Annotated in this window: 15 protein-coding genes and 1 tRNA gene; 4 read left to right on the top strand and 12 right to left on the bottom strand. The window is 49.5% G+C overall.

Going from position 1 to position 21,379, the window contains the following annotated elements; genetic code table 11:
* The first annotated feature begins 171 nt into the window (after window positions 1–171).
* The gene (locus ACYQ2N_RS13585) at window positions 172–1,509 is read left to right on the top strand and encodes a methyl-accepting chemotaxis protein (protein ID WP_459999787.1); all 1,338 of its coding nucleotides are present in this window, start codon (window positions 172–174) and stop codon (window positions 1,507–1,509) included.
* On the opposite strand, the gene ACYQ2N_RS13580 is transcribed toward ACYQ2N_RS13585, so the two are convergent.
* Together ACYQ2N_RS13580 and ACYQ2N_RS13575 are read right to left on the bottom strand one after the other, a co-directional pair.
* The gene (locus ACYQ2N_RS13580; RefSeq protein ID WP_460000543.1) at window positions 1,502–2,902 is read right to left on the bottom strand and encodes an FMN-binding glutamate synthase family protein; all 1,401 of its coding nucleotides are present in this window, start codon (window positions 2,900–2,902) and stop codon (window positions 1,502–1,504) included. The genes ACYQ2N_RS13585 and ACYQ2N_RS13580 overlap by 8 nt on opposite strands.
* Before the next feature lie 163 nt (window positions 2,903–3,065).
* A complete protein-coding gene (locus ACYQ2N_RS13575) occupies window positions 3,066–3,752 on the bottom strand; it encodes a TIGR04086 family membrane protein (RefSeq protein ID WP_459999786.1) in 687 nt (228 codons plus the stop codon).
* 133 nt (window positions 3,753–3,885) lie between these two features.
* On the opposite strand from ACYQ2N_RS13575, the gene ACYQ2N_RS13570 reads away from it, so the two are divergent.
* Both ACYQ2N_RS13570 and ACYQ2N_RS13565 read left to right on the top strand, forming a co-directional pair.
* Window positions 3,886–4,620: a LysM peptidoglycan-binding domain-containing protein gene (locus ACYQ2N_RS13570; RefSeq protein WP_459999785.1), complete on the top strand. Its 735-nt coding sequence runs from the start codon at window positions 3,886–3,888 to the stop codon at window positions 4,618–4,620.
* 538 nt (window positions 4,621–5,158) lie between these two features.
* Window positions 5,159–6,085 carry a DMT family transporter gene (locus ACYQ2N_RS13565; protein WP_459999784.1) on the top strand — a complete coding sequence of 309 codons (927 nt, stop codon included), beginning with the start codon at window positions 5,159–5,161 and terminating at the stop codon, window positions 6,083–6,085.
* On the opposite strand, the gene ACYQ2N_RS13560 is transcribed toward ACYQ2N_RS13565, so the two are convergent.
* The 10 genes from ACYQ2N_RS13560 to ACYQ2N_RS13515 form a co-directional block, all read right to left on the bottom strand.
* Complete coding sequence (locus ACYQ2N_RS13560) at window positions 6,003–7,001, bottom strand: sodium:calcium antiporter (protein WP_459999783.1); 999 nt, start codon at window positions 6,999–7,001, stop codon at window positions 6,003–6,005. The genes ACYQ2N_RS13565 and ACYQ2N_RS13560 overlap by 83 nt on opposite strands.
* Window positions 7,002–7,076: 75 nt before the next feature.
* On the bottom strand, window positions 7,077–7,721 hold the full coding sequence (gene yihA, locus ACYQ2N_RS13555) for a ribosome biogenesis GTP-binding protein YihA/YsxC (RefSeq protein ID WP_459999782.1): 645 nt from the start codon (window positions 7,719–7,721) through the stop codon (window positions 7,077–7,079).
* Between the two features lie 64 nt (window positions 7,722–7,785).
* Window positions 7,786–10,245: an endopeptidase La gene (gene lon, locus ACYQ2N_RS13550; protein ID WP_459999781.1), complete on the bottom strand. Its 2,460-nt coding sequence runs from the start codon at window positions 10,243–10,245 to the stop codon at window positions 7,786–7,788.
* 68 nt (window positions 10,246–10,313) lie between these two features.
* Window positions 10,314–12,014 (bottom strand): ATP-dependent protease LonB, encoded by a 1,701-nt coding sequence (lonB, locus tag ACYQ2N_RS13545; RefSeq protein ID WP_460000542.1) that lies wholly within the window; start codon window positions 12,012–12,014, stop codon window positions 10,314–10,316.
* 118 nt (window positions 12,015–12,132) lie between these two features.
* Window positions 12,133–13,398: an ATP-dependent Clp protease ATP-binding subunit ClpX gene (gene clpX / locus ACYQ2N_RS13540; RefSeq protein ID WP_459999780.1), complete on the bottom strand. Its 1,266-nt coding sequence runs from the start codon at window positions 13,396–13,398 to the stop codon at window positions 12,133–12,135.
* Between the two features lie 42 nt (window positions 13,399–13,440).
* Window positions 13,441–14,733: a trigger factor gene (gene tig / locus ACYQ2N_RS13535; RefSeq protein WP_459999779.1), complete on the bottom strand. Its 1,293-nt coding sequence runs from the start codon at window positions 14,731–14,733 to the stop codon at window positions 13,441–13,443.
* Window positions 14,734–14,950: 217 nt separating this feature from the next.
* A complete protein-coding gene (locus ACYQ2N_RS13530; protein WP_459999778.1) occupies window positions 14,951–16,132 on the bottom strand; it encodes an MGDG synthase family glycosyltransferase in 1,182 nt (393 codons plus the stop codon).
* Between the two features lie 75 nt (window positions 16,133–16,207).
* Window positions 16,208–17,572 (bottom strand): DNA recombination protein RmuC, encoded by a 1,365-nt coding sequence (locus tag ACYQ2N_RS13525; RefSeq protein ID WP_459999777.1) that lies wholly within the window; start codon window positions 17,570–17,572, stop codon window positions 16,208–16,210.
* A gap of 215 nt (window positions 17,573–17,787) precedes the next feature.
* Window positions 17,788–17,870 (bottom strand) — tRNA-Leu (locus ACYQ2N_RS13520).
* A gap of 182 nt (window positions 17,871–18,052) precedes the next feature.
* Window positions 18,053–19,195 carry a DUF5667 domain-containing protein gene (locus tag ACYQ2N_RS13515; RefSeq protein ID WP_459999776.1) on the bottom strand — a complete coding sequence of 381 codons (1,143 nt, stop codon included), beginning with the start codon at window positions 19,193–19,195 and terminating at the stop codon, window positions 18,053–18,055.
* 215 nt (window positions 19,196–19,410) lie between these two features.
* Here ACYQ2N_RS13515 and ACYQ2N_RS13510 point away from each other — a divergent pair, with 215 nt between their 5' ends.
* Window positions 19,411–21,375, top strand: a complete 1,965-nt coding sequence (locus ACYQ2N_RS13510) for a putative bifunctional diguanylate cyclase/phosphodiesterase (protein WP_459999775.1) — start codon at window positions 19,411–19,413, stop codon at window positions 21,373–21,375.
* The last annotated feature ends 4 nt before the right edge of the window (window positions 21,376–21,379 follow it).

Genomic DNA, 21,379 nt, shown 5'->3' with positions numbered 1-21,379 from the left:
CCCTGTTTTCAAGGCTTGTAGGGATTTCTCTTTTAATGCAAGTGTCAAAGACCCGTGGACATAGTTATGGTAAAATAAAGCAACGTTATATGGTATACATAAGTGAGTATCCGAACATTATCCACCAGTTAATCTCAAATTATCCTGTAACCTACATAGGAGGAGTACATCATGGAAGATTTCCTTGAACGATTCGGTCAATTCTTTTTCAGACATTCACGCATAGTTCGTTGGTGGTTCAACCTGAGTCTGGCTACCAAACTGATTATCGCCTTTACGATTAATGCGTTCATCACGCTTGCTGCCGGGTCAACTGTTTACTATTTAGTTAAAAAAGGCACAAGTCTTGAGCACCACATTGGAATCGTATTAATTCTCACCGCAGTGGCCAGTGGCTTCATTATTCTCTACGGACTCTACATCGCGTATTTAACCGTCACACCCCTTCGACGCGGAGTGGACTTTGCGACCGTGGTGGCGGAAGGGAACCTTACGCCCAACCTCTACTGTATGACCGAGCAAGATGAAGTGGGCCACCTCTGCCAAGCTCTAAACAAAATGCTTGAAAGTTTCCGCTCCCTGGTCGGAAATATTTCCCACAGTGCCGACATTTTTGCAGATTCTTCTTCTGTTCTCTCCGAACGGGCGGAAGCCACCGCGCAGGCGGCCCAGCAAGTAGCCTTGGCAATCAACCAGGTAGCACTGGGTTCCCAGGCCCAGGCCAACAGCGTGCAGGCGATTTTAGAAGCGATAACGGAAATGTCCGCTTTGATCCAAAAAATCGAACAGAGCATCCTGCTTGCAGACGAAGCTTCGAGTCAGGCTCTGCATGTTGCTAATGACGGGAATAACTCTATCGCTAAAACCAGCGCCCAGATGAACCATATCCATCAAACGGTAGCCGAAACCGGTAACATCATTACTGAATTAGGAGAAAAGTCCGCTTCGATCGGCTCGATCGTAGAAACAATCAAGACCATTTCCGACCAGACGAACCTCTTAGCCTTAAACGCTGCGATTGAAGCGGCCAGGGCCGGGGAACATGGACGCGGTTTCAGCGTGGTCGCTGAAGAAGTCCGCAAACTGGCCGAGCAATCCACCCATTCGAGTGCCCAAATTGAACAGATTATTCATGATATTACCCTTAATGTCGGTCGGGCAATCTCCAGTATGGATGAGGAAAAAGAAGTCGTCCTCAGCGGTGCCCAAGTTATTGAAGAGGCACAGAAAGCCTTTACCCGCATTGTGGAAAGCACCCAGACCGTAAACCGCCACATCGGAGAAGTTTCCGGGTTCAGCAAGCAAATCGCCGCCGGATCTGATCATATTACCAAGGAAATCTCGCAAGTTGCTGCTGTCAGTCAACAGACAACTGCTCAGACTCAGGAAGTGGCTTCCAACAGCACTGAGCAGCTAAGTTCGATGCAGGAAATTAACGCCTCCACCGAAGAACTCTCCAACGCCGCCCAGGATTTGCAAGCGGCCTCCCGCAAATTCAGGCTTATTTAACGCGCTCTACTCCCGTAATCTCTGCTGTCCAGGCATCCAGCGCAACTAAATCATTGGGCCCGACTTCAGCCAGAGATGTTTTGCCCAGCCCTCTGACTGCCTCTTCCATTTCCATGACAATAGACTTGAGCACATTGACAACGCTCTTAGCCGCCAGATCAAGATCAAGGCGGCTTTTATATTTTGAATCATAGTAAACAAGCTGAGTCAAAGGCTCCCAGGGCATCACCTTGCCAATTTGCTTATGAACCAAGGCAAATAAAGGCACAGTTCCCATATATACGGCATCAGCACCCAAAGCGAGGGCTTTAAGACACTCCCCCGGTGTAAAGTATCCACCGGCTGCTACCACACTAACTTCATGCCTGACCCCTTGCTCGCGCAAATACCGCACCGCCTTGGTCAAGGCCACGAGTGAAGGAATACCAAAGTCATCTTCCATCGTGGGTGATGAACCATGCGTACCTCCCTGCGCCCCCCCAATCACCAGGGTGTCAAAGCCCGCCTCGATGGCAACAGCTAAGTCCCGTTCCAAATGCCCTCCAGCCATGATCTTAAGCGCTATCGGTTTGCCTCCTGCTTCCTGCCGCAGGTCTGCCACATACTTAGGCCAATCCCAAGGATTTGTAATCCCGGCAATCACCGAGCCTCCCCGACCGGATTCGACCGGGGAAATCCCCATCAGCTTTTGTGCCTTTCCTTTAATCGTCGCCGGATCAAGGTAATGTGTGCCGATCCTGGCCCCTTGACCCATTTGCACCTCTATCATATCTGCGGCTGCAATCCCCTGCGTATTTCTACTCCACGGGGCGCGCGCGATCTGCCAGATATACTTGCCAGCCTCCTGCCGTTCCTCAGGCAAAAACGGTCCTTCCCCCGAGTTAATCACCGTGCCCAGCTGTTTGGCAGCTCTGGCTAAAGCTATTTTCGCCTCCTCAGACAGAGCCACACCGTAGCCCATACCTGAGATCATCAGCGGAATATCCAGAGCAAGCGGTTTAGCAGCTTTCGGCCCCAGAGTCACTTTCATGTCTACCGGAACTTCGCCTTCAATAGGCAAACGTGCCATCTGGGCCGGGATAAACATAAGCTGATCATATCCGGAGTAAGGTTTGGGCGAACCAAGCGGGCGTTTAATTATTTTCCCCTCCTCGGCGCGTAAACTTAATTCGATAACATTGCGCAGAGAAGCCCGCTCAAGGGCAGTCCAGAGTTCCGTCAGATTTTCAGAGTATTCGTCTTGCAAAATCCTCCCAATTATTAATGAGAAGATTCTTTGGACGATGGTGCGGAAAAAGGCTTTACCTCCAAAAAATAAGATTGTTATTAGAACAGTCCCGCCAACAAATGAACCCGCTGCCGCAAACAGTATGATAAAGAGGGCTGTGTCTATTTAGCTCACCCCCTAGGTTTACTTTAATACTTTTTCTCATTTATCTCTGTCGTCTCTAGTGTGTGACCCTGCCTGCCATAATATGCGTAAAGCCCGCAATAGCGGGCTTTACGCATATCTAACAATTGTTCGATTCATGTATGTACTGCTATCGGCATTATGCTTAGCCTGTTCTCTTGATACCGCCCATTTCCTCTTCCCACCACGGATGGACATCGCTGTCCTGATTCCTGTAACCGTGCTCACTGTCCGCTCTTTCGCGGTTTCCGTCCCGTTCTGCTTCATCGTACCTGTTATCACGTTCCGAGGGGTCGTATCCGTAATCACCTTCGGTGTCACCATACCTGTAATCACGTTCTGCGGCCTCGTACCTGTATTTTCGTTCCAGGTCCTCGTGGCTGTAACTCTCTTGCTTACTATCGTATCTGTAATCAAGCTCCTTGCCGGTTTGCCTATAATCAGTCCCATACTCTTGCCCGGTTTGCCAACCTCGGCGTCCACTTCGGGGAGATCCCATCCCCCCGCCGATGACCCCACCCAGGGCACCAAGTAAAGCCCCCTCTGCTACAACCTGCACCACCCCACTTGCGCTTACCGGAGCGAACAATGCCAGCAGGAGGGTGCTAACCCCGACATAGCCCGCGCCGGCCGCTCCGCCCAGAACCCAATGCCCGCTGTCTCTCCCCGCCCGGTAGCCCCCAATTAAACAACTCAAAAATAACCCAATGTCTACGAGACTTGAAACACTGATCCCGCCAAGCCCCATTGTTTCCCACAGCACTCCCCCCAGCAGCGTAAGGAGCGTCACCAGCAAGGCCGTACTAATCCCCCGCAGAATTGCTGTACCCATAAACAATCCTCCTCTCCGCAACTATTCCCTAATATTTACGGCGGAGTTGTCCAATATATGCCACAATTATCCATTCGCCACCCTTTTAGATTCCGAATATAGTAAAGTGAAAAAGCAAACGAGGAGGATCATTATGAACTACGCACGCTATGTCGTACAACCAGGAGACACAATCTACAAGATCGCCAGGGCCTACAATGTGGAAATGACAGAAATCATCAAGCTCAACCATCTCAAACACCCTGACCGTATCTATCCCGGACAGGTGCTCTTGCTCCCGCTAGCAGACCTGGACGGACCGCTGCCCGGCGAAATCCCTGAACCAAACTTTACTTACGCTGCCTGGCTGTACGAGATCTACGCCGGCCAAGACTCTGAACTCACTGCCATCACTACTTACCTCTACCAAGCTGTCGTCCTCGACCGTCCCGAATTCGACTCCTTGCTCCGCCCAATCGCGTACGATGAGATACACCACTTGGATCAAATCGGGACTGCTCTGTGCCATCTTGGTGTCGACCCGCGTTATGGTGCCTTTAGCCGGGGTCATTGGGTAGACTGGAGGGCTAAGTACATTAATTACACCACTGAACTCTGTTCCCTCCTTGAGCTCGACATCCAGGACGAAGCCAAAGCCCACCACCATTATCTGGAGTTGGCCCAGAAAATCCCGATTCCTGAAATCCAGGGGATTCTGACCCAAATGGCAGCGGATGAAGCCCGCCACTGCCAATGCCTGGCTGATGCCAAAGCGCAATTCTGCGGCCCGGAGTACGCCCCGCCAATCTCTGAAATGCCTATGATGCCTGAAATGCCCCCTGTCCCCGAAATGCCCGAAGGCCCTCCGCCGGAAGGAGGAGCAGGCTGATTCCTGCAAAGCTTTACCCCAACTTCGTCCACAAACCTGTTCAAACTCTTTTCAGCCAGCGCCAGATTAGGTATACTAAAATAAGCATCGCAATCAACAAAGCCGTTGCGTTTAAGCAACGGCTTCCAATTTGTCAACCAATAATGCCACTACAGACAAAGATAGAAATGTTGGAAGGCTGCACAAGCTTAGCGAACCGTCTGAGCAGAGACGTCACTCTCCAGTGGAGAATGACGCCGAAGCCGCTGACTCTCAATGACCGCTATACGGCTGAGGAATCGTTAAGCGAGCGTAGTCGGCGTAGCGTCAAGACGCACCGACGGTTCACATGCAGTAATACAAAAGGGTTTCGGATGCGTTAGCGAAGCCGACAAGCTCGATCCTTCGGCGAACAGCTTCACGCTGTTCGAGCATCCGGCGCGTGGTACGTTTGTCTCCGGTGGAGACAAACGCCGAAGCCGCGTAACCCTAAAGAATCACTTTGCGGTGAAGGATTCGGGCTGTGCAGCCAACAACCTTAATCGGAAGGAGCAAACGAATGCAACGTTACCGGCGGCAGTTGGCCGACTTGTCTTTAATCGGGGTGACCTTAGTCTGGGGAGCCACTTTCGTGGTCGTAAAAAAGGCGATTGCCGATCTGCCTCCTTTTCCTTTTCTCGCTATTCGTTTCGGGCTGGCCTTTCTCAGCCTGCTCCCATTTGTCTGGTATCAGCGTCAGCATCTAAAAAAGCAAGCTGTCCTTCAGGGCCTGGCTCTCGGGATCTTCCTCTTTGCCGGGTATGCCTGGCAAACGATCGGGCTCCAGTACACAACTGCCTCCAACGCCGGTTTTATAACCGGGATGTCTGTGGTGCTCGTGCCCGCGCTGGTTACTGCATCCACTAGAAGTCTCCCCCAACCTGGAATCATTCTCGGCATCGTCAGTGCCGCCGTCGGGCTTGCTCTGCTCTCCCTCGGAGAAGGATTTTCCCTTAACCGTGGAGATGTCATGGTAGTCTTGTGTGCCTTGAGCTTTGCCCTGCATATATTCCTGGTCGGGCGCTACGCGCCCGGAACCAACGCCACAGTCTTGGCGGCAGCCCAGATTCTCGCCGTAACTATCTTAAGCACGGGAGCCAGCCTAATCTACCCCCAAGGACCACTGCAGTTCACACCTTACGCCTGGTTCGGGCTCCTGCTCACTGCTGTTCCTGCCACTTCCATAGCCTTTTTCCTCCAGACCAAAATGCAGCAGTTTACCACTCCTACTCATACCGCTATCATCTTTTCCTCTGAACCGGTTTTTTCCGCTATCTTTGCCTTTTTCCTGGCCGGGGAAGTTCTTTCAAGCCGCGGCTTAGCCGGAGCGGCGCTCGTCCTCATAGGCATGCTGTTAGCCGAACTCAGTGGATCTGAAAGCGCACGGCGCTCACCAGAAAAACCAGGTAAAACCCACCTCCGATTAGCAAATAAGCGGGAAAGATAACCCCTTTGCGCCTAAGAGCCAAATAAGGCATGAAAGCGGCACCCAAAGCAAGCACGGCGCTTAAAAGAGCCAGGGAATCAAGCACCCACGGGGTAAATAGCAGCCCCAATGCCGGAATGACTGAACTTTGAAAAACCATGGCCCCGGTGATATTGCCTAAAGCCAGAGTATCTTTGCCTCTTCGAAGCCAGAGCACACTGTTAAACTTCTCAGGAAGTTCCGTAGCGATGGGAGTGATAATCAAAGAAAGCACAAAGGCCGGAATGCCGGTCACAACAGCAACTTCCTGGACTGCGCCCACAAAGCCGTGAGCCCCGGCGACAATAGCGAGCAAAGCCAAACCTATCTGGCCCAGGATCACACCCATTGCAGGATGGTGCGAACGGCGTGCCAAATATAAAGGAGGCAGGTTCTCGTGTTCCTCTCCTCCACCCTTACTCTCTCTCAAAGTCCTAAATACATAAACTGCGTAAAAAATCACTAAAGCCAAAGCGGCTAATGTTTTTAAAAAGTGATTAGGCAAAAAGGATGCTAAAATAGCAACTGAATAAACAATAAGGAAAAAGCTCAAATCTCTTTGCAGAACTGAGCGGTCAAGTAAAAGTGGCCGGTTATGCCTCCGGAAAATCAAGACTGACAGCCCTGCGATAAAAAAGGCCAGCGTGGAGAGCATAAAAGGCGCTCCCAGAATTGCACCTATCCCAACCTCTGCCTTCTGTTCCCCTCCCCCACCAAGAAAAGCAATAACCGGGACCATCGTTTCCGGGAGTGCTGTCCCTACTGCGGCCAGGATGCTGCCGACCGCACCTGCTCCCAAGTTGAGACGCTGTCCCAGCCATTCCACGCCGTTGGTAAACCCTTCAGCCCCGATGAGAATAATGCCCAAACTGAGTATGAGAATTGCTACATCTTCCAAAAGTCTCCTGCTCCTTTTACTAAAGTCGGGATATCTGCGCCCTCAGCAAGCCTTCCTAACCCTCAGGCTTGCTTCCTAATCCTCGTGCGTGCCCTCCGCATCCTCATCCAGTACCCCTTTATCTTTTGTCACCTGAAAGGTCAGGATCTCCTCGATCGCCTCGTGAACTTCTTCTAACCCGTCTCCCGTTTCTGCCGAGAAAGGAATAATCAGGTGCCAATCCGGCAGTTCAAACGCTTTTGCAATCAGGCTTAAGTATTGAGGCCTCTTGCCCCGCGCAATTTTGTCGGCCTTCGTAGCCACTACCAAAGTAGGCAAGCCCTTTTGCCGAAGCCACGCATGCATCTCCCGATCCTCGCGGCTGGGCTCGTGGCGGATGTCCACTATTTGAATCACCGCCACCAGCCTCTCTCTCTGCCCGAGATAACTCTCCATCATTGGGCCCCAGGTTTGCTTTACTTCTTTGGCAACCTTGGCATACCCATATCCGGGCAAATCCACGAGATACCAGCTGTCATTGATAAGATAAAAGTTCAACGTCTGAGTCTTGCCTGGAGTGTTACCCGTACGCGCCAAATTGCGACGACCGAGGAAGCGGTTAATAAGAGAAGACTTGCCCACATTGGAGCGCCCGGCCAGAGCAATTTCTACCGCATCTCCGGCCGGGTATTGGGCTGGGTTGACCGCTGAGGCAATATACTCCGCCTTGCGAATAATCATTTTTTCTCTCCCCAATATACTACACTGTTGCCGCAAAATCTTCTACCTGAACTCAGGTCTAATTTTACCAGACATCCATCCCATCCGCTTCAAATGTACGCACACCCTGATCCTCTTCCGGCTTTTGAATCCGAGGTTCTCCACTCGGGAGTGCGCTCTGTCCCAAGACTGGGTTAAGGGGAAGCCCCTTGACGTATTTCTCTGACTCAGCTACCGGAAGCAAAGCTAAATCCAACACCTCTTCCATGCGCTTGACAAAATGGAAGTTCAGCTGTTCCCGCACATTCTCCGGTATCTCCTCATAATCTTTGCGGTTCTTCTCCGGCAAAAGCACGATTTTAATCCCGGCGCGGTGGGCTGCCAGAACCTTTTCCTTAACCCCGCCGATAGGGAGGACGTTTCCCCTTAAAGTGATCTCTCCGGTCATCGCCAAATCGGAGCGCACGGCCCGCTTGGCCAGAGCGGAAGCGATGGCTGTAGCCATAGTGATACCCGCAGACGGACCGTCCTTAGGAATAGCCCCCTCCGGAACATGGATATGCAAGTCAACTTTGTCATAGAAGTCTTCCGGAATTCCCAGCTCACGCGCATGAGCGCGTACAAATGTCCAGCCCGCCTGGGCCGATTCCTTCATGACATCCCCGAGCTTACCGGTAAGGGTCAATGCTCCTTTACCGGGCAACGGCGTTACTTCAATTGTCAGCACATCTCCCCCGACTTCCGTATAAGCCAGGCCGGTAACAGCCCCAATTTCCGGATTATTGGCCGCCATCTGATATTGAAAGCGCGGTGCGCCCAGCAAACTTTCCAAATCACTTTCCATCAGCGGATGCGGAGCCCACTCTTTCCTCACCAGCCGTGTTGCCACCTTGCGGCAGAGAGCAGCCACTTCCCTTTCTAAATTACGCACGCCGGACTCACGGGTATAACCCTGGACCAGCTTAACCAGAGTTTCGTCAGGCATGGAAAGAATCTCTGCGCTGAGACCATGGGCCTTAAGCTGCTTCGGCACTAAATAGCGCTTAGCAATATTTACTTTTTCATCCTCCGTGTATCCGCTTAAGGAAATAACTTCCATCCGGTCGAGCAGAGGCCGGGGAATAGAATGCAGGGTATTGGCCGTCATAATAAATAGCGTGTGTGAGAGGTCAAACGGCACCTCAAGGTAATGATCGGAAAAGGTATGGTTTTGTTCAGGGTCCAGAACCTCCAGCAAGGCTGAAGCAGGATCCCCTCTGAAATCTGAAGCGAGCTTGTCAATCTCATCAAGCAGGAACACCGAATTACGGGTACCGGCAGTACGAATACCCTGAATGATCCGCCCCGGCAAAGCCCCTATGTAAGTACGACGGTGTCCGCGAATTTCTGCTTCGTCCCTCACTCCGCCCAAAGACATGCGCACAAACTTGCGTTCTAAAGCGCGGGCCACAGATTTAGCCAGAGAAGTTTTGCCCACACCCGGAGGGCCGACAAAACAGAGGATCGGACTTTTCATTTTCGGGGTAAGCTTACGGATTGCCAAGAACTCCAGAATGCGTTCTTTTACTTTTTCAAGCCCATAATGGTCTTCATTCAGAATCTCTTCCGCCCGGTTTAAGTCAATCTTATCCTTGCTCATTTTGCTCCAGGGCAAGGCAATGATCCAGTCAAGATAGGTTCTGACGACTGTCCCTTCCGCCGAAGCCTGAGGCATCTTTTCAAGACGGTCAACTTCTTTTAAAGATTTCTCTTCAGCTTCTTTGGGCAGCTTGGCCTTGGCGATCTTGTCCCGGTATTCTTCAGCCTCAGCCTGCCGCTCGTCTTTATCTCCCAGCTCCTTTTGGATAGCCTTCATCTGCTCGCGCAAATAGTATTCCTTTTGCGCCTTCTCCATTTGCTTGCGCACTCTTAAGCCAATCCGGCGCTCCAGCTCCAAAATCTCGATCTCGCGCATAATCAGTTCAGTCAAACGCTCAAGGCGTTCTTCTACATCTACCGCTTCCAGGATTGTCTGTTTGTCAACAACTTTCAAATTAAGATGGGAAGCAACGATATCAGCCAGTCTTCCGGGTTCTTCCACAGCCAGGACAGTCCCAAGCGTTTCAGTCGGTACCTTTTTGCTCAGTTTGGCGTACTCTTCGAATTGGTGGGTCACCCCGCGCCTTAAGGCCTCTAAATCCGGAGTCCGGCCTGGCTCTTGCTCTTCATATTCCTCAATTTCCACCTTGAAAAACGGTTCTTCCTGCAAATATTCATGAATCTGTCCGCGGGAAATCCCTTCGACCAGAACCCGCATGGTTCCTCCAGGGAGTTTCAATAACTGTTTAATCTCGGCTAAAGTTCCGATTCCATGGATGTCTTCAGAATTCGGAGAGTCAATCTCCGTCTCCTTTTGCGAAGCCAAGAGCACAATTCTGTCTCCTAGCATCGCTTCGTCTATGGCTGCGATTGACCTCTCTCTGCCCACGTCAAGATGAATGACCATATAAGGAAAAACCAGAATTCCCCTGAGCGGGAGCAGCGGCAATTCGCGTCTTTTGGTCATAGGCCTATCCCCCCTGTAATCAAAAAAGCACACTAAAACTAGTGTGCCATTCTATATCTTTTACTATTCTAACATGTTTTCCCTTGCTCAGGCAAACTGCCCCTGGCAAAGTCAAGACGGGAGAGAACTTCTTCCAGCGGCGGCCTAAGCTCAAGCCGCTCAGCTGACGGCTCATCCAATAAGACTTCGGCCAAAACTTGTGCCAATTCCTCGACAGGGAGAATCTCCATTTCCCCTGCTAGCTCCACAAAGCGTTCTTCCCAGTTTTCCTTGGGAATAAACACTTTGCGGCAGCCGGCCTGACGAGCTGCTTCGATTTTCGCGCTGACTCCCCCTACCGGTTTCACCCTGCCCCGGATTGAAAGCTCGCCCGTCATGGCCACATGATGATCCACCCGCTGCCGCCTGATAGCGGACACAACGGCGACAGCTATGGCTATCCCTGCTGAAGGTCCGTCTAAAGGGGTGCCGCCAGGGAAATTGACGTGGATATCATAATTTTTAGGTTCAATCCCTATTTGCCTCCTAATTACAGTTAGGACGTTCTCGATTGAGCTCTTAGCCATACTCTTGCGCCGGAATTTGTGGCCCCCACTCCCTTGCTCCTCTTCCTCCACAATCCCTGTAACCAGGAGTTGGCCGCTGCCAGATGCTACCACCGGCTGAGCTGTAACCTCCAGTTCAGTGAGAACACCCAAATCCGGACCGTACACTGCCAGTCCGTTGACCACTCCGATTTGCGATTCGGGCGGAATTTTTTTATCCGGCCGCGGTACATAATGCCCAGACGAGGCCACCCACTCCACGATCGCGGAGTCAATTTCCGTTTTTCCTTCTGTTTGAGCTACGCCAGCCGCAAGCTGCACCATGTTAACAGCATCCCGACCGTTCGTCGCATAACGCTTGACAATTTCCACCGCTGCTTCGCTGATGGGAACTTCGATCTTACCCGCAGCCCCACGGGCGATCTCGCTGATTTCCGCGGGCAGCAAAGCCCGAAAATAGATTTCCATACAGCGGGAGCGAATCGCCGGCGGAATATCCTCCGGACTGCGGGTGGTAGCACCGACCAAGCGGAAATCCGCCGGCAGTCCGTGCTGGAATATATCGTGAATATGGGCTGGAATGTTCGGGTCTTCGGAGCTGTAGTAGGAGCTCTCCAGGATAACCTTGCGGTCTTCGAGCACTTTTAAGAGCTTGTTGATCTGAATTGGGTGCAATTCCCCAATCTCATCAATGAACAAGATTCCGCCGTGGGCTTTGGTTACTGCCCCTGGCTTTGGCTGGGGAATTCCGGCCATCCCCATTGCCCCTGCACCCTGGTAAATCGGGTCGTGCACTGAACCAATCAGGGGGTCGGCAATCCCGCGCTCATCAAAGCGGGCTGTAGCCCCGTCAATTTCCGTAAAGCGAGCATGCTCTTTGAACGGGGACAGGGAGTTTTTCTTCGCCTCTTCCAACACCAAACGTGCGGCCGCAGTTTTCCCTACCCCGGGCGGGCCGTAGATTATCACATGCTGGGGATTAGGGCCGCATAAAGCTGCCCGCAGGGCTTTTACCCCTTCTCTTTGCCCGACAATCTCTTCAAAATGCAGCGGCCTCGTTTTCTCAGCCAGCGGGGTCGTTAAAGAAATCTTGCGCATCTTTTCCAGTTTCTCTAATTCCTTGCGGGACTCCCGCTCAACTGCTACCTTCGTTCCTTGCTGGGATTTGAGCATGCCCCAAAAATACAACCCGATCACAACTGCAAAGATCAGTTGGACGATCATGACAACTCCGCTTAAACTACTCAAACCTTTTTCCCTCCCATGGCAATGTCCACTTATTAGTATTGCCAGGAAAAGGGAGAAACAATCTAAAGGAAAAAAGCCGGGGTTTAACCCGGCTTTACGCTGACTCCTCTTTTTTGCTTTTCTTAACTTTATCTGCTGTAACTAACAAGGGCTCTTCTTTCTTAAGGATGACATCCTTGGTTACAACACACTTGGTCACATCTGTCCGCGAAGGGAGATCGTACATGGCATTCATCAGGACTTCTTCAACGATCGCTCTCAAGCCGCGTGCACCGGTGTTACGCCGGATAGCCTCCTCAGAGATAGCGATCAGGGCATCGTCTTTGAACTCAAGCGCGATCCCGTCAAGCTCTAAGAGCTTCTGGTACTGTTTCACCAGGGCGTTCTTAGGCTCGGTCAGAATCCGGACTAAGGCATCTTCATCAAGAGCATCCAGGGTTACGATCACGGGCAACCTGCCCACGAACTCCGGAATCAGGCCATATTTTAAAAGATCCATCGGGAGGATTTGATTTAAAATCTCACCGATCTTAACATCGCTCTTCTTCTGGATCTCAGCGCCAAAACCCATGACCTTTTTCCCGATCCGGGTTTGGATAAGCTTATCGATGCCATCAAAAGCTCCGCCTACGATAAACAAAATGTTGGTGGTGTCAAGCTGAATAAACTCCTGGTGCGGATGTTTGCGTCCTCCTTGCGGGGGTACGCTGGCGATTGTTCCTTCCAAAATCTTGAGCAAGGCCTGCTGCACGCCCTCACCCGAGACATCCCTCGTGATTGAAGGATTTTCCGACTTGCGCGCGATCTTGTCTATTTCATCAATATAGACAATTCCTTTTTCAGCCTTTTCTACATCATAGTCAGCCGCCTGGATCAGCTTAAGGAGAATATTCTCTACATCCTCACCGACATACCCCGCCTCAGTGAGAGAAGTAGCATCGGCGATCGCGAAGGGAACATTCAGCACCTTAGCTAAAGTAGAGGCCAGCAGCGTTTTGCCAGACCCGGTTGGGCCTAACATGACGATATTGGACTTCTGCAATTCCACATCGTCAATTTTCATGCCTAGGTTTATCCGTTTGTAGTGATTGTACACTGCCACGGACAAGGCCTTTTTGGCATCATCCTGACCAATCACATACTGGTCCAAAATAGTCCGGATTTCTTTAGGTTTGGGGATGTCCCCGATTTCCAGGCCCAAGTCTTCATTAAGCTCTTCTTCGATAATTTCGTTACAAAGCTCAATGCATTCATCACAAATATAGACGCCTGGGCCGGCAACCAGTTTTTTGACTTGATCCTGAGTCTTTCCGCAAAATGAACATTTTAATTGATTTTTTTCATCACTGTATTTTGCCATCCTCTCACCTCTCTACCACAGAATTTCCCTTCGCGCGCCGTCTTATGCGTTTTGTTCTACTAAAAATTTAACTGTTTTATCATTAATAAGGCTTTGCCTGTAATAATCCAACTCACCGCGCGCGACGAGACTTTGCTTGAGTGCTTCAGAATCCTGCTTATAAAGTTCCCCTAATTTCTTCAGTTCTTCATTTAGTTCGTCTTCACTCACCTGAATTCCTTCTGCTTTGGCCGCTGCTTCCAAAACAAGTTCGGTTTTTACGCTCTCTGCCGCCTGTGGACGGAAACGCGCGCGCATATCCTCTTCATTGGAGTTCGTATAAGCGTAATACTGCTCCAAATTAAGTCCTTGATAAGCTAAGTTATGCTCCAAATCATGAACCATCGCCTCAACCCGCTTATCAAGCATTACTTCCGGGATTTCCACGCTGGCATTATCCACAGCCTTGGCGATTACAGCATTGCGGAAGGCGTTTTCCACGCGTTTTTCCTCAGCTTCTATCAGTCTTTTCCGGATGTCCTCCTTTAATTCCTCCAGCGTTTCGAAATTGCTGACATCTTTGGCAAATTCATCATCAAGGGGAGCTAACTCCTTGCGTTGGATTTTATGGATTTTAACTTTAAATAAGGCCTCTTTACCAGCTAGGTCTTCACTATGATATTCATCTGGGAACTTAACATTGACTTCTACTTCCTGTCCAATTTCCGCTCCCACCAATTGTTCTTCAAATCCCGGGATAAACGTGCCGGAACCGATGACAAGGCCATAGTTTTCCCCTTTGCCACCAGGAAACGCAACCCCGTCCACAAATCCTTCAAAATCAATGCTAGCCGTGTCTCCCTGTTCGACGGTTCCTTCTTCAATATTGATTAAGCGGGCATGCTGCTCCTGCTTCTGTTTGAGGTCTTCCTCAACCTTCATATCATCAATGGCCACACCCTCTTTTTCAATACTGAGACCTTTATACTCACCCAACTCAACTTCCGGTTTAACCGTAACTTTAGCTTTGAAGATTAAATCCTTGCCTTCTTCGATCTGTACTAAATCCACGTCCGGACGGTCAACAGGATCAATTCCGCTTTCTTTAACGGCCTCAGCATAAGCAGGGCCAAGCAAGCGGTCAAGCGCTTCATTGTACAGAGCATCAGTTCCTAGTGTCTGTTCCACTAAACGGCGCGGTGCTTTTCCTTTACGGAATCCCGGTATGCTCACTTTGTGGGCTAATTGTTTAGCCGCGCTATTCACAGCAGAGGAAAATTTCTCCGCCTCTACCAATACTTCCATTTCCACCACGTTTTTTTCTATTTTCTCTACTTTCTCCACTTTCACTGACATAAATGCTCCCCCTTAAACTAATTTATCTATCCTTCGCTCACATCGAGATCCGGAAGCGACCCGCTGGATTCAACCATTTCTTAGCAAACACTTTCCTATTTTTGCCTAAATTGCGTCAAGACAAACCGTTAAAATGCATATTGCCTAAAAAGAAAATCTTAGACAATGATAGGACTTCGAAAAGGGGGAACGTATGTTCCCCCTTAAGGTACTCGACCTAGTAAATAGGCAAATTTACGTTTCCCATTCTACCAAACTTGTCGTTTGAAATCAAGGGGTCCAGCAATTCCAGTATATGATCCACTGCCCGTTCCGCTGCCCGCCCTGGGAGAGCGGAGGTTGCCGCTTTTCTCATCTTAGTGAGCTTCTCAGGATCCTGTAAGAGGCCACTAAGCGTTTCTTCAAGCTCCCCCTCTGTATAAGCCAGCTTCCCTGCCCCAATACGCGTGAGGAAATGAGCATTTGCCTCTTCCTGGCCCGGAATAGGTTTGTAAATTATCAAAGGAAGACCTTTGGTCAAGGATTCTGACACCGTAAGTCCTCCGGCCTTTGTAATGATGAGGTCAGCGGCAGTCATAAGTTCCTCGACGTTTGTAACAAATCCAAACCGGACAATAGGGTTTCTTGCTTCTTCTATTATTTGATCAAGGGACTTATAAAGTTTTTCATCACGGCCACAGACAACGATAGACTGGACCGGTTCTTCACTGTCACCGAGATACTTCACTACCTGCTTGACTCCGCCAAGTACACCGTACGCTCCTCCCATCACCAGTACCGTCGGTACTCCCGCTGCCAGTCCCAGTCTGTTTAGGATCTTACCACGGTCAGGCTGGCCTTCAAACTTAGGGCTTACCGGAATCCCGGTTACTTGAATTCTCCCGGGATCAATACCGCGCCTAACCAGATTATCACGAACCTCCTGGCAGCCTGCGATATAAAGATCCACTCCCGGATGGATCCATTGCCCATGCACCGTGTAATCAGTAACGATCGTCACCACCGGGATAGCAAGAACTTTTTTTAACCTGAGCTCAGCCAGGACGCCCGCTACTGTGGGATAAGTACAGATAATTACGTCAGGCCGCAGATTATGGATATAGCGTAAAAACTCTCTGCGTCCTAATTTATTTAAAAAACGCTGCAGCACAGAATCAGGAGAAATCTTAGCGGTACGGTAATAAAACTTGCCCCAAAGTTTAGGAGTGTATTTTATAAGCTCTATGTAAGTGCTCTTAATGACCTTGTTTATGGTTTTACTTAGAAATTCCCCAAAATCCAGGTGGATTACCTCGGTTTGCGGTGCACGCACCAGCAGAGCTTCACTCACCGCTTCCGCAGCGCGCACATGCCCTGCTCCGAAAGTCGCAGAGAAAATCAGCACCCGCAAAGATTGCATTATATTTACCTCCTCTAAGCTTCATTTCGTTCCACGCATCCTTCTGCCGGTGACGCATTCGTACGCCATTGACGTCTATCCTGTACTATCACCACTCTCCCGCAGAAGTTCTACGCTTTCTCCGGGAGGGAGCTCCTGCACCCCTTTGAGTTTGCGCTCGATCGTACGGGATTTCTTCGCCGCACTTTCGATGGTATTGCTTGCCTCCTGCAGCTTTTTCTGCGTTTTCTCTAAGATATCCCCAAAGCGCCCAAACTCAGTTTTGACCGCTCCTAATAAAGCCCAGACCTCACTCGATCTTTGCTCAATGGCCAAGGTCCGGAAACCCATTTGCAAACTGTTTAACAAAGCAGCTAAGGTAGTCGGACCTGTTACCACTACCCTGTACTCTCTTTGCAAAAGCTCACTCAGCCCTGGTCGGCGCAAGACTTCGGCATACAACCCCTCAACCGGGAGAAACATAATTCCAAAATCCGTGGTCGCCGGCGGATCAAGGTATTTTTCCCTTATCTGCTTTCCTTCTGCTTTAATCCTGTTCTCTAAAGCTTTACCCAACTCGTCAATTAATATTAAATCCGCTTGTTCCTGGGCTTCTAGGAGCCTGTGGTAATCTTCCAGCGGGAACTTGGCATCAAGGGGCAACCAGATAATCTGATCGCTGTGGTCGCGGGCGGGGAGCTTCACCGCAAACTCCACGCGCTCGTTTCCTCCTTGTTTGGTCGCGACATTGGTAGCATACTGCTCGGGAGTGAGCACTTGTTCGAGCAGGCTGCCCAGCTGGATCTCGCCCCACGTTCCGCGGGTCTTGACATTTGTTAACACTTTTTTGAGATCCCCAACTCCGGAGGCTAAGGCTTGCATTTCCCCTAAGCCTTTGTGCACCAGCTCCAGCCTTTCACTCACAAGCTTGAACGATTCCCCCAACCTTTGTTCCAGCGTGGCATGAAGTTTTTCGTCAACTGTTGTCCGGATTTGTTCCAATTTGACGCTGTTCTCATGTTGAAGCTCTTTCAATTTGTGTTCAACAGCCTCACGCAGCTCTGTTAATTTTAGATCGACTGCTTCGCGCACCTTTTCTAACTTATATTCATTCATCTGGGTGAGCTTAGCCAGCTGTCCGCTAAAAATATCCAATTGATCTTTCTGCAGGGATGCAATCTCTCTCATTCTTAGTAAGAGACTGTCATTAAATGACTGAAAGGAATTGCTTAGCTCCTCCCGCCCTTGCCTGGCACCAGCCGCAAGCTCTTCCCTGTTCCTGGCCATCTCTTCGCGCAGGAATCGTTCCATTTTCTCCAATTGCTGACCCAGAATCTTAAATTCCATGTCAGACAGAGCTTCCTTGTGGCTCTTAGGCTTGAACACCAGCACCAGCAGGAGCACCATTAAATTAGCCACACCCACTAAGAGCGTAATAATTTGCATAAGAACGTCCGGCATATGTCAAAAACCACCTTGATTCTAAACCTTTTTGAAAATGTTCCTTGCCGAAGGTTGAAACTTCCCCTTTCAATTTTTCCACACTGGAAGCGGTTTTCCTGCCATCTGCAAAAATTGTGCAAAATAAAGATGAATTACAGTCTGATAATGGGAAATCCTCCTTCTGCGTGCTCCTAATTCACACAAAGGAGGATTTGATATTTGAAAGTATTAATTGGTGCGGGAGACAGGACTTGAACCTGCACGGTTACCCGCTGGAACCTAAATCCAGTGCGTCTGCCAGTTCCGCCACTCCCGCGTTTATTCATAACATAATGATTTTACCGCAAACCACATAAATTGACAAGTTCTCTTACCAAGCAAAATTATACTTCAAAGGTAATTACTAAAGCTTTAACCACAATCCCAACTGAAAGAGAGTGCCTTGAAGGCACTCTCTTCTAGTCCTATTAATATTGAGTCAAACTTTAAGTACCAATATTAGTCTTTATTCCGTCCGGAGTTCCCTTTACCGCTGCTGCCTTTTTCTTTATCATTATCAGAACTGTCCTTAACTCCTTGATTGTCTTTTTGATCCTTATCCTGTTCATCTACATTGTTAGCTTCTTGTTTATCCACATCGCCAGCTTCTTGTTTATCCATATTGCCAGCTTCTTGTTTATCCATATTGCCAGCTTCTTGTTTATCCATATTGCCAGCTTCCTGTTTATTCACATCGCCAGCTTCCTGTTTCTGAGTTTTCACTTGAGCAGCAGTACTGCCAGCAGCTTTTTTATCAGCCCCGGCTTGAGCTTTTTCCTTTGTCTGGACCATAACTTTGTTTTGTTCTTCATTATCTGTACCTTCAGAATTGCCTGTAACGCCAAGTGCTTCCTGGAAGTTTTTCAAGGCTACTTTGGTTTCTTCATCTAACTTTTCTTGATCTATCGCTTTAGCTGCCTTTTTAAATTCTTTTTCAACCTTGGCTTTCTCTTCTTTATCCATCTTATCTACGGCTTTATCCATGGAGCGCACAATGTTGAGCGCGGCTCTCTCCGCAGCCTGAGGTGGAAGCTTATCAAGGAGCGTGCTCAAAGTTTCAATGTTCTTGGCGCTGGTATTGGCAAGCGCGCTTTCAAGCTTCTTATAGGCATCAGACTCCGGATCTTTTACTTCCTTGAGGAAGGCTTGGGCCTTTTCAACTTTTTCAACATACTCAGTCATAACCTTTTGGGCTTTTTCCGTTTTCCCTTGTTTAGCCATTTCCTGAGCTGCGGCTAATTTCTTCAAGGCCTGTTTTTCCATGAGCGCCGTCTTTTCCTGAGCATCGAAGGTCAGAATCACTTGTAGTTTTTCAATTAATCCAGTCAACCAATAAAACGGGGAATCAGGAAGGGTACCCGGGTCAACCGTTTTCCCGCTTTCATCCACTACGGGAAGAGTAGTCGTATCAGTCGGAGTAGTTGTGGTTGCAGATGTGTCTGTAGATACAGATGTATCAGTAGTTGTAGTGGTACCAGTCGCAGTGGTGGTAGTGGTGGTGGAAGTGGTGGTCGGAGTAGTGGTTTCAGCCAGGGCAAACGCCGAGTTAACGGGAAGTGCCAGCAAAGCCAGAGTAACTGCTATCGCCAGTTGTTTTTTCATACGATCAGCTCCTTATTCTTTTTTCCTTGTTTAACCTTTCACTTATTTCTACGGCTGACGCTTTGGTTTTCGGGGGGTGCGGAAAAAATAAAAAACTTAAAGACATTTGCGCAAACACATTCGCTGTAGTTTTTGAGGACTTAAACCGCTGTTAGGCAGGAATAAAGCTTAAAGCTGGCGAATCATGGTAATTATCTGAAAGTGAGGGGAGCAGTGTGTCCAAAAACCGGAGGGATCTTCCGTTAAAATTAAGCGTTGTGTACGCGCTGGCCGGTATTATTTGGATTGCCTTAAACGGCTACTTGGTTGTCCCCAGGCTTAAACTGCATAACGTCGGATATTTTGAACTCCTGAATTGCGGGCTTTTCATCTTGCTCTCTGCCGTAATCCTTTATTTTGTGGCCAGACGCGCCCTAGCCCGGGCTGAGCTTGCGCAGCAGCAACTGTTGCACAACCTGTCAGAACTAAAAAATACTTACTATAATTTAGCGTGCGACCGGGCACGGCTTGCGCAATACCGTTTATTATCGGAGAACACCCGCGACATTTTTTTGTTTTTAGATGAAAACGGCGTTATAACCGAGGGAAACTTGGCTGCGATTCAATCTTACGGCTATAATTATGAAGAGCTGGTGGGTATGACTATAGATCAGCTGCAGTTTCCGGGAGCCAAGGCTTGTTTTAATAAAGACGATCATCCAAACATCTTCGAAACGATCCATAAAAGAAAAGACGGCACCCCCCTGCCGGTCGAAGTAAGTTCGCAGAGTACCGTCTTGAACGACAAAAAAGTATTCCTATGCATCATCCGAGATGTTTCTGAGAGAAAACAGGTAGAAGAAGCCTTCAGCTACCAATCTCATCATGACGCTTTAACCGGCCTCCCTAACCGCATCTTATTTAACGATCGCTTGACCCAATCCTTGGCCCAAGCAAGCCGACGTAAACGCAAGAGGCAAAAAGTGGCTGTCCTATCCCTGGACATGGATCGTTTCAAACTAATAAATGACAGCTTAGGGCATACCATCGGGGACAAAATCTTGCAAGCCACATCGTTAAGATTAAAAGGTTCACTGCGCGAGGGAGATACAATCGCCCGCCAGGGTGGAGACGAATTTATTATTCTCTTGCCGGAATTATCTCAGGAAAAAGATGCAGTCGTAGTAGCGCAAAAGATTTTGGATGTTCTGGCCGAACCATTTACTCTTGACACGCACGAGGTCTTTATAACTGCCAGTATAGGAATCAGCCTCTATCCCGCTGATGGAGATGACAGTGAATCTCTGATCAAACATGCTGATACAGCTATGAACCACGCAAAAACATTAGGGCGCAACAATTACCAATTTTTCACCTCAGCCCTCAACATCGCAGCCAATGAGCGCCTGGCTTTGGAAAATAACCTGCGCAAAGCTTTAGAACGGGAAGAGTTTATCCTGTATTATCAGCCGCAGATTTGCTTGAACAGCGGAAAAATCATCGGCACTGAAGCTCTCTTGCGCTGGCGGCGTCCCAATGGCACCCTCGTTGCCCCTGGCCAGTTCATTCCGACGGCGGAAGATACAGGGCTTATTGTTCCACTTGGGGAATGGGTTTTACGGACTGCGTGCGCCCAAAACAAAGCCTGGCAAGCCATGGGGCTTCCGACCCAACGCCTGGCAGTCAACCTTTCCGCCCGCCAGTTCCGCCAGCCCAATCTAGTTGCCCTGGTCGCTAAAATCCTCCGGGACACAGGCCTCGATGCACGCTGGCTTGTGCTCGAGATAACGGAAAGTATCGCCATGGACGATGTTAAATATACCGTGGAGATGTTGCGCGAGTTAAAAAAAATGGGAATCAGCCTGGCTATTGACGATTTCGGCACCGGGTTTTCCTCACTAATCTATCTTAAGCGCTTTCCGATAGACACCTTAAAAATTGATAAAGCCTTTATCGGAGACATCGGTACTGAGGGAGAGGAAATCGTCACCTCCATCATTCTTTTGGCCCAAACCCTACGTCTGAACGTGATTGCCGAAGGGGTAGAAACAGCTGAACAGTGCGCTTTTCTGAGACAGCATCGCTGTGACGAGATGCAGGGCTACCTTTTTAGCAGACCCCTGCCTGCGGTCAGATTCGAGCAAATGCTGCGCGAAAACCGCCACTTCAAGGTTGAAGAGCAATTAACCCTTTTTATGTGAAAAC

Source organism: Paradesulfitobacterium aromaticivorans (genome assembly GCF_054657415.1).
The sequence above is the reverse complement of the archived record's forward strand: the minus strand, read 5'-3'. Positions and strand labels throughout refer to the sequence as shown.

What these genes read in the sequence shown, in the direction of transcription:
- ACYQ2N_RS13585 (WP_459999787.1), top strand. Translation starts at nt 172, where the DNA reads ATGGAAGATTTCCTTGAACGATTCGGTCAATTCTTTTTCAGACATTCA.
- ACYQ2N_RS13575 (WP_459999786.1), bottom strand. Translation starts at nt 3,752, where the DNA reads ATGGGTACAGCAATTCTGCGGGGGATTAGTACGGCCTTGCTGGTGACG.
- ACYQ2N_RS13570 (WP_459999785.1), top strand. Translation starts at nt 3,886, where the DNA reads ATGAACTACGCACGCTATGTCGTACAACCAGGAGACACAATCTACAAG.
- ACYQ2N_RS13565 (WP_459999784.1), top strand. Translation starts at nt 5,159, where the DNA reads ATGCAACGTTACCGGCGGCAGTTGGCCGACTTGTCTTTAATCGGGGTG.
- yihA (WP_459999782.1), bottom strand. Translation starts at nt 7,721, where the DNA reads ATGATTATTCGCAAGGCGGAGTATATTGCCTCAGCGGTCAACCCAGCC.
- lon (WP_459999781.1), bottom strand. Translation starts at nt 10,245, where the DNA reads ATGACCAAAAGACGCGAATTGCCGCTGCTCCCGCTCAGGGGAATTCTG.
- lonB (WP_460000542.1), bottom strand. Translation starts at nt 12,014, where the DNA reads ATGATCGTCCAACTGATCTTTGCAGTTGTGATCGGGTTGTATTTTTGG.
- clpX (WP_459999780.1), bottom strand. Translation starts at nt 13,398, where the DNA reads ATGGCAAAATACAGTGATGAAAAAAATCAATTAAAATGTTCATTTTGC.
- tig (WP_459999779.1), bottom strand. Translation starts at nt 14,733, where the DNA reads ATGTCAGTGAAAGTGGAGAAAGTAGAGAAAATAGAAAAAAACGTGGTG.
- ACYQ2N_RS13530 (WP_459999778.1), bottom strand. Translation starts at nt 16,132, where the DNA reads ATGCAATCTTTGCGGGTGCTGATTTTCTCTGCGACTTTCGGAGCAGGG.
- ACYQ2N_RS13525 (WP_459999777.1), bottom strand. Translation starts at nt 17,572, where the DNA reads ATGCCGGACGTTCTTATGCAAATTATTACGCTCTTAGTGGGTGTGGCT.
- ACYQ2N_RS13515 (WP_459999776.1), bottom strand. Translation starts at nt 19,195, where the DNA reads ATGAAAAAACAACTGGCGATAGCAGTTACTCTGGCTTTGCTGGCACTT.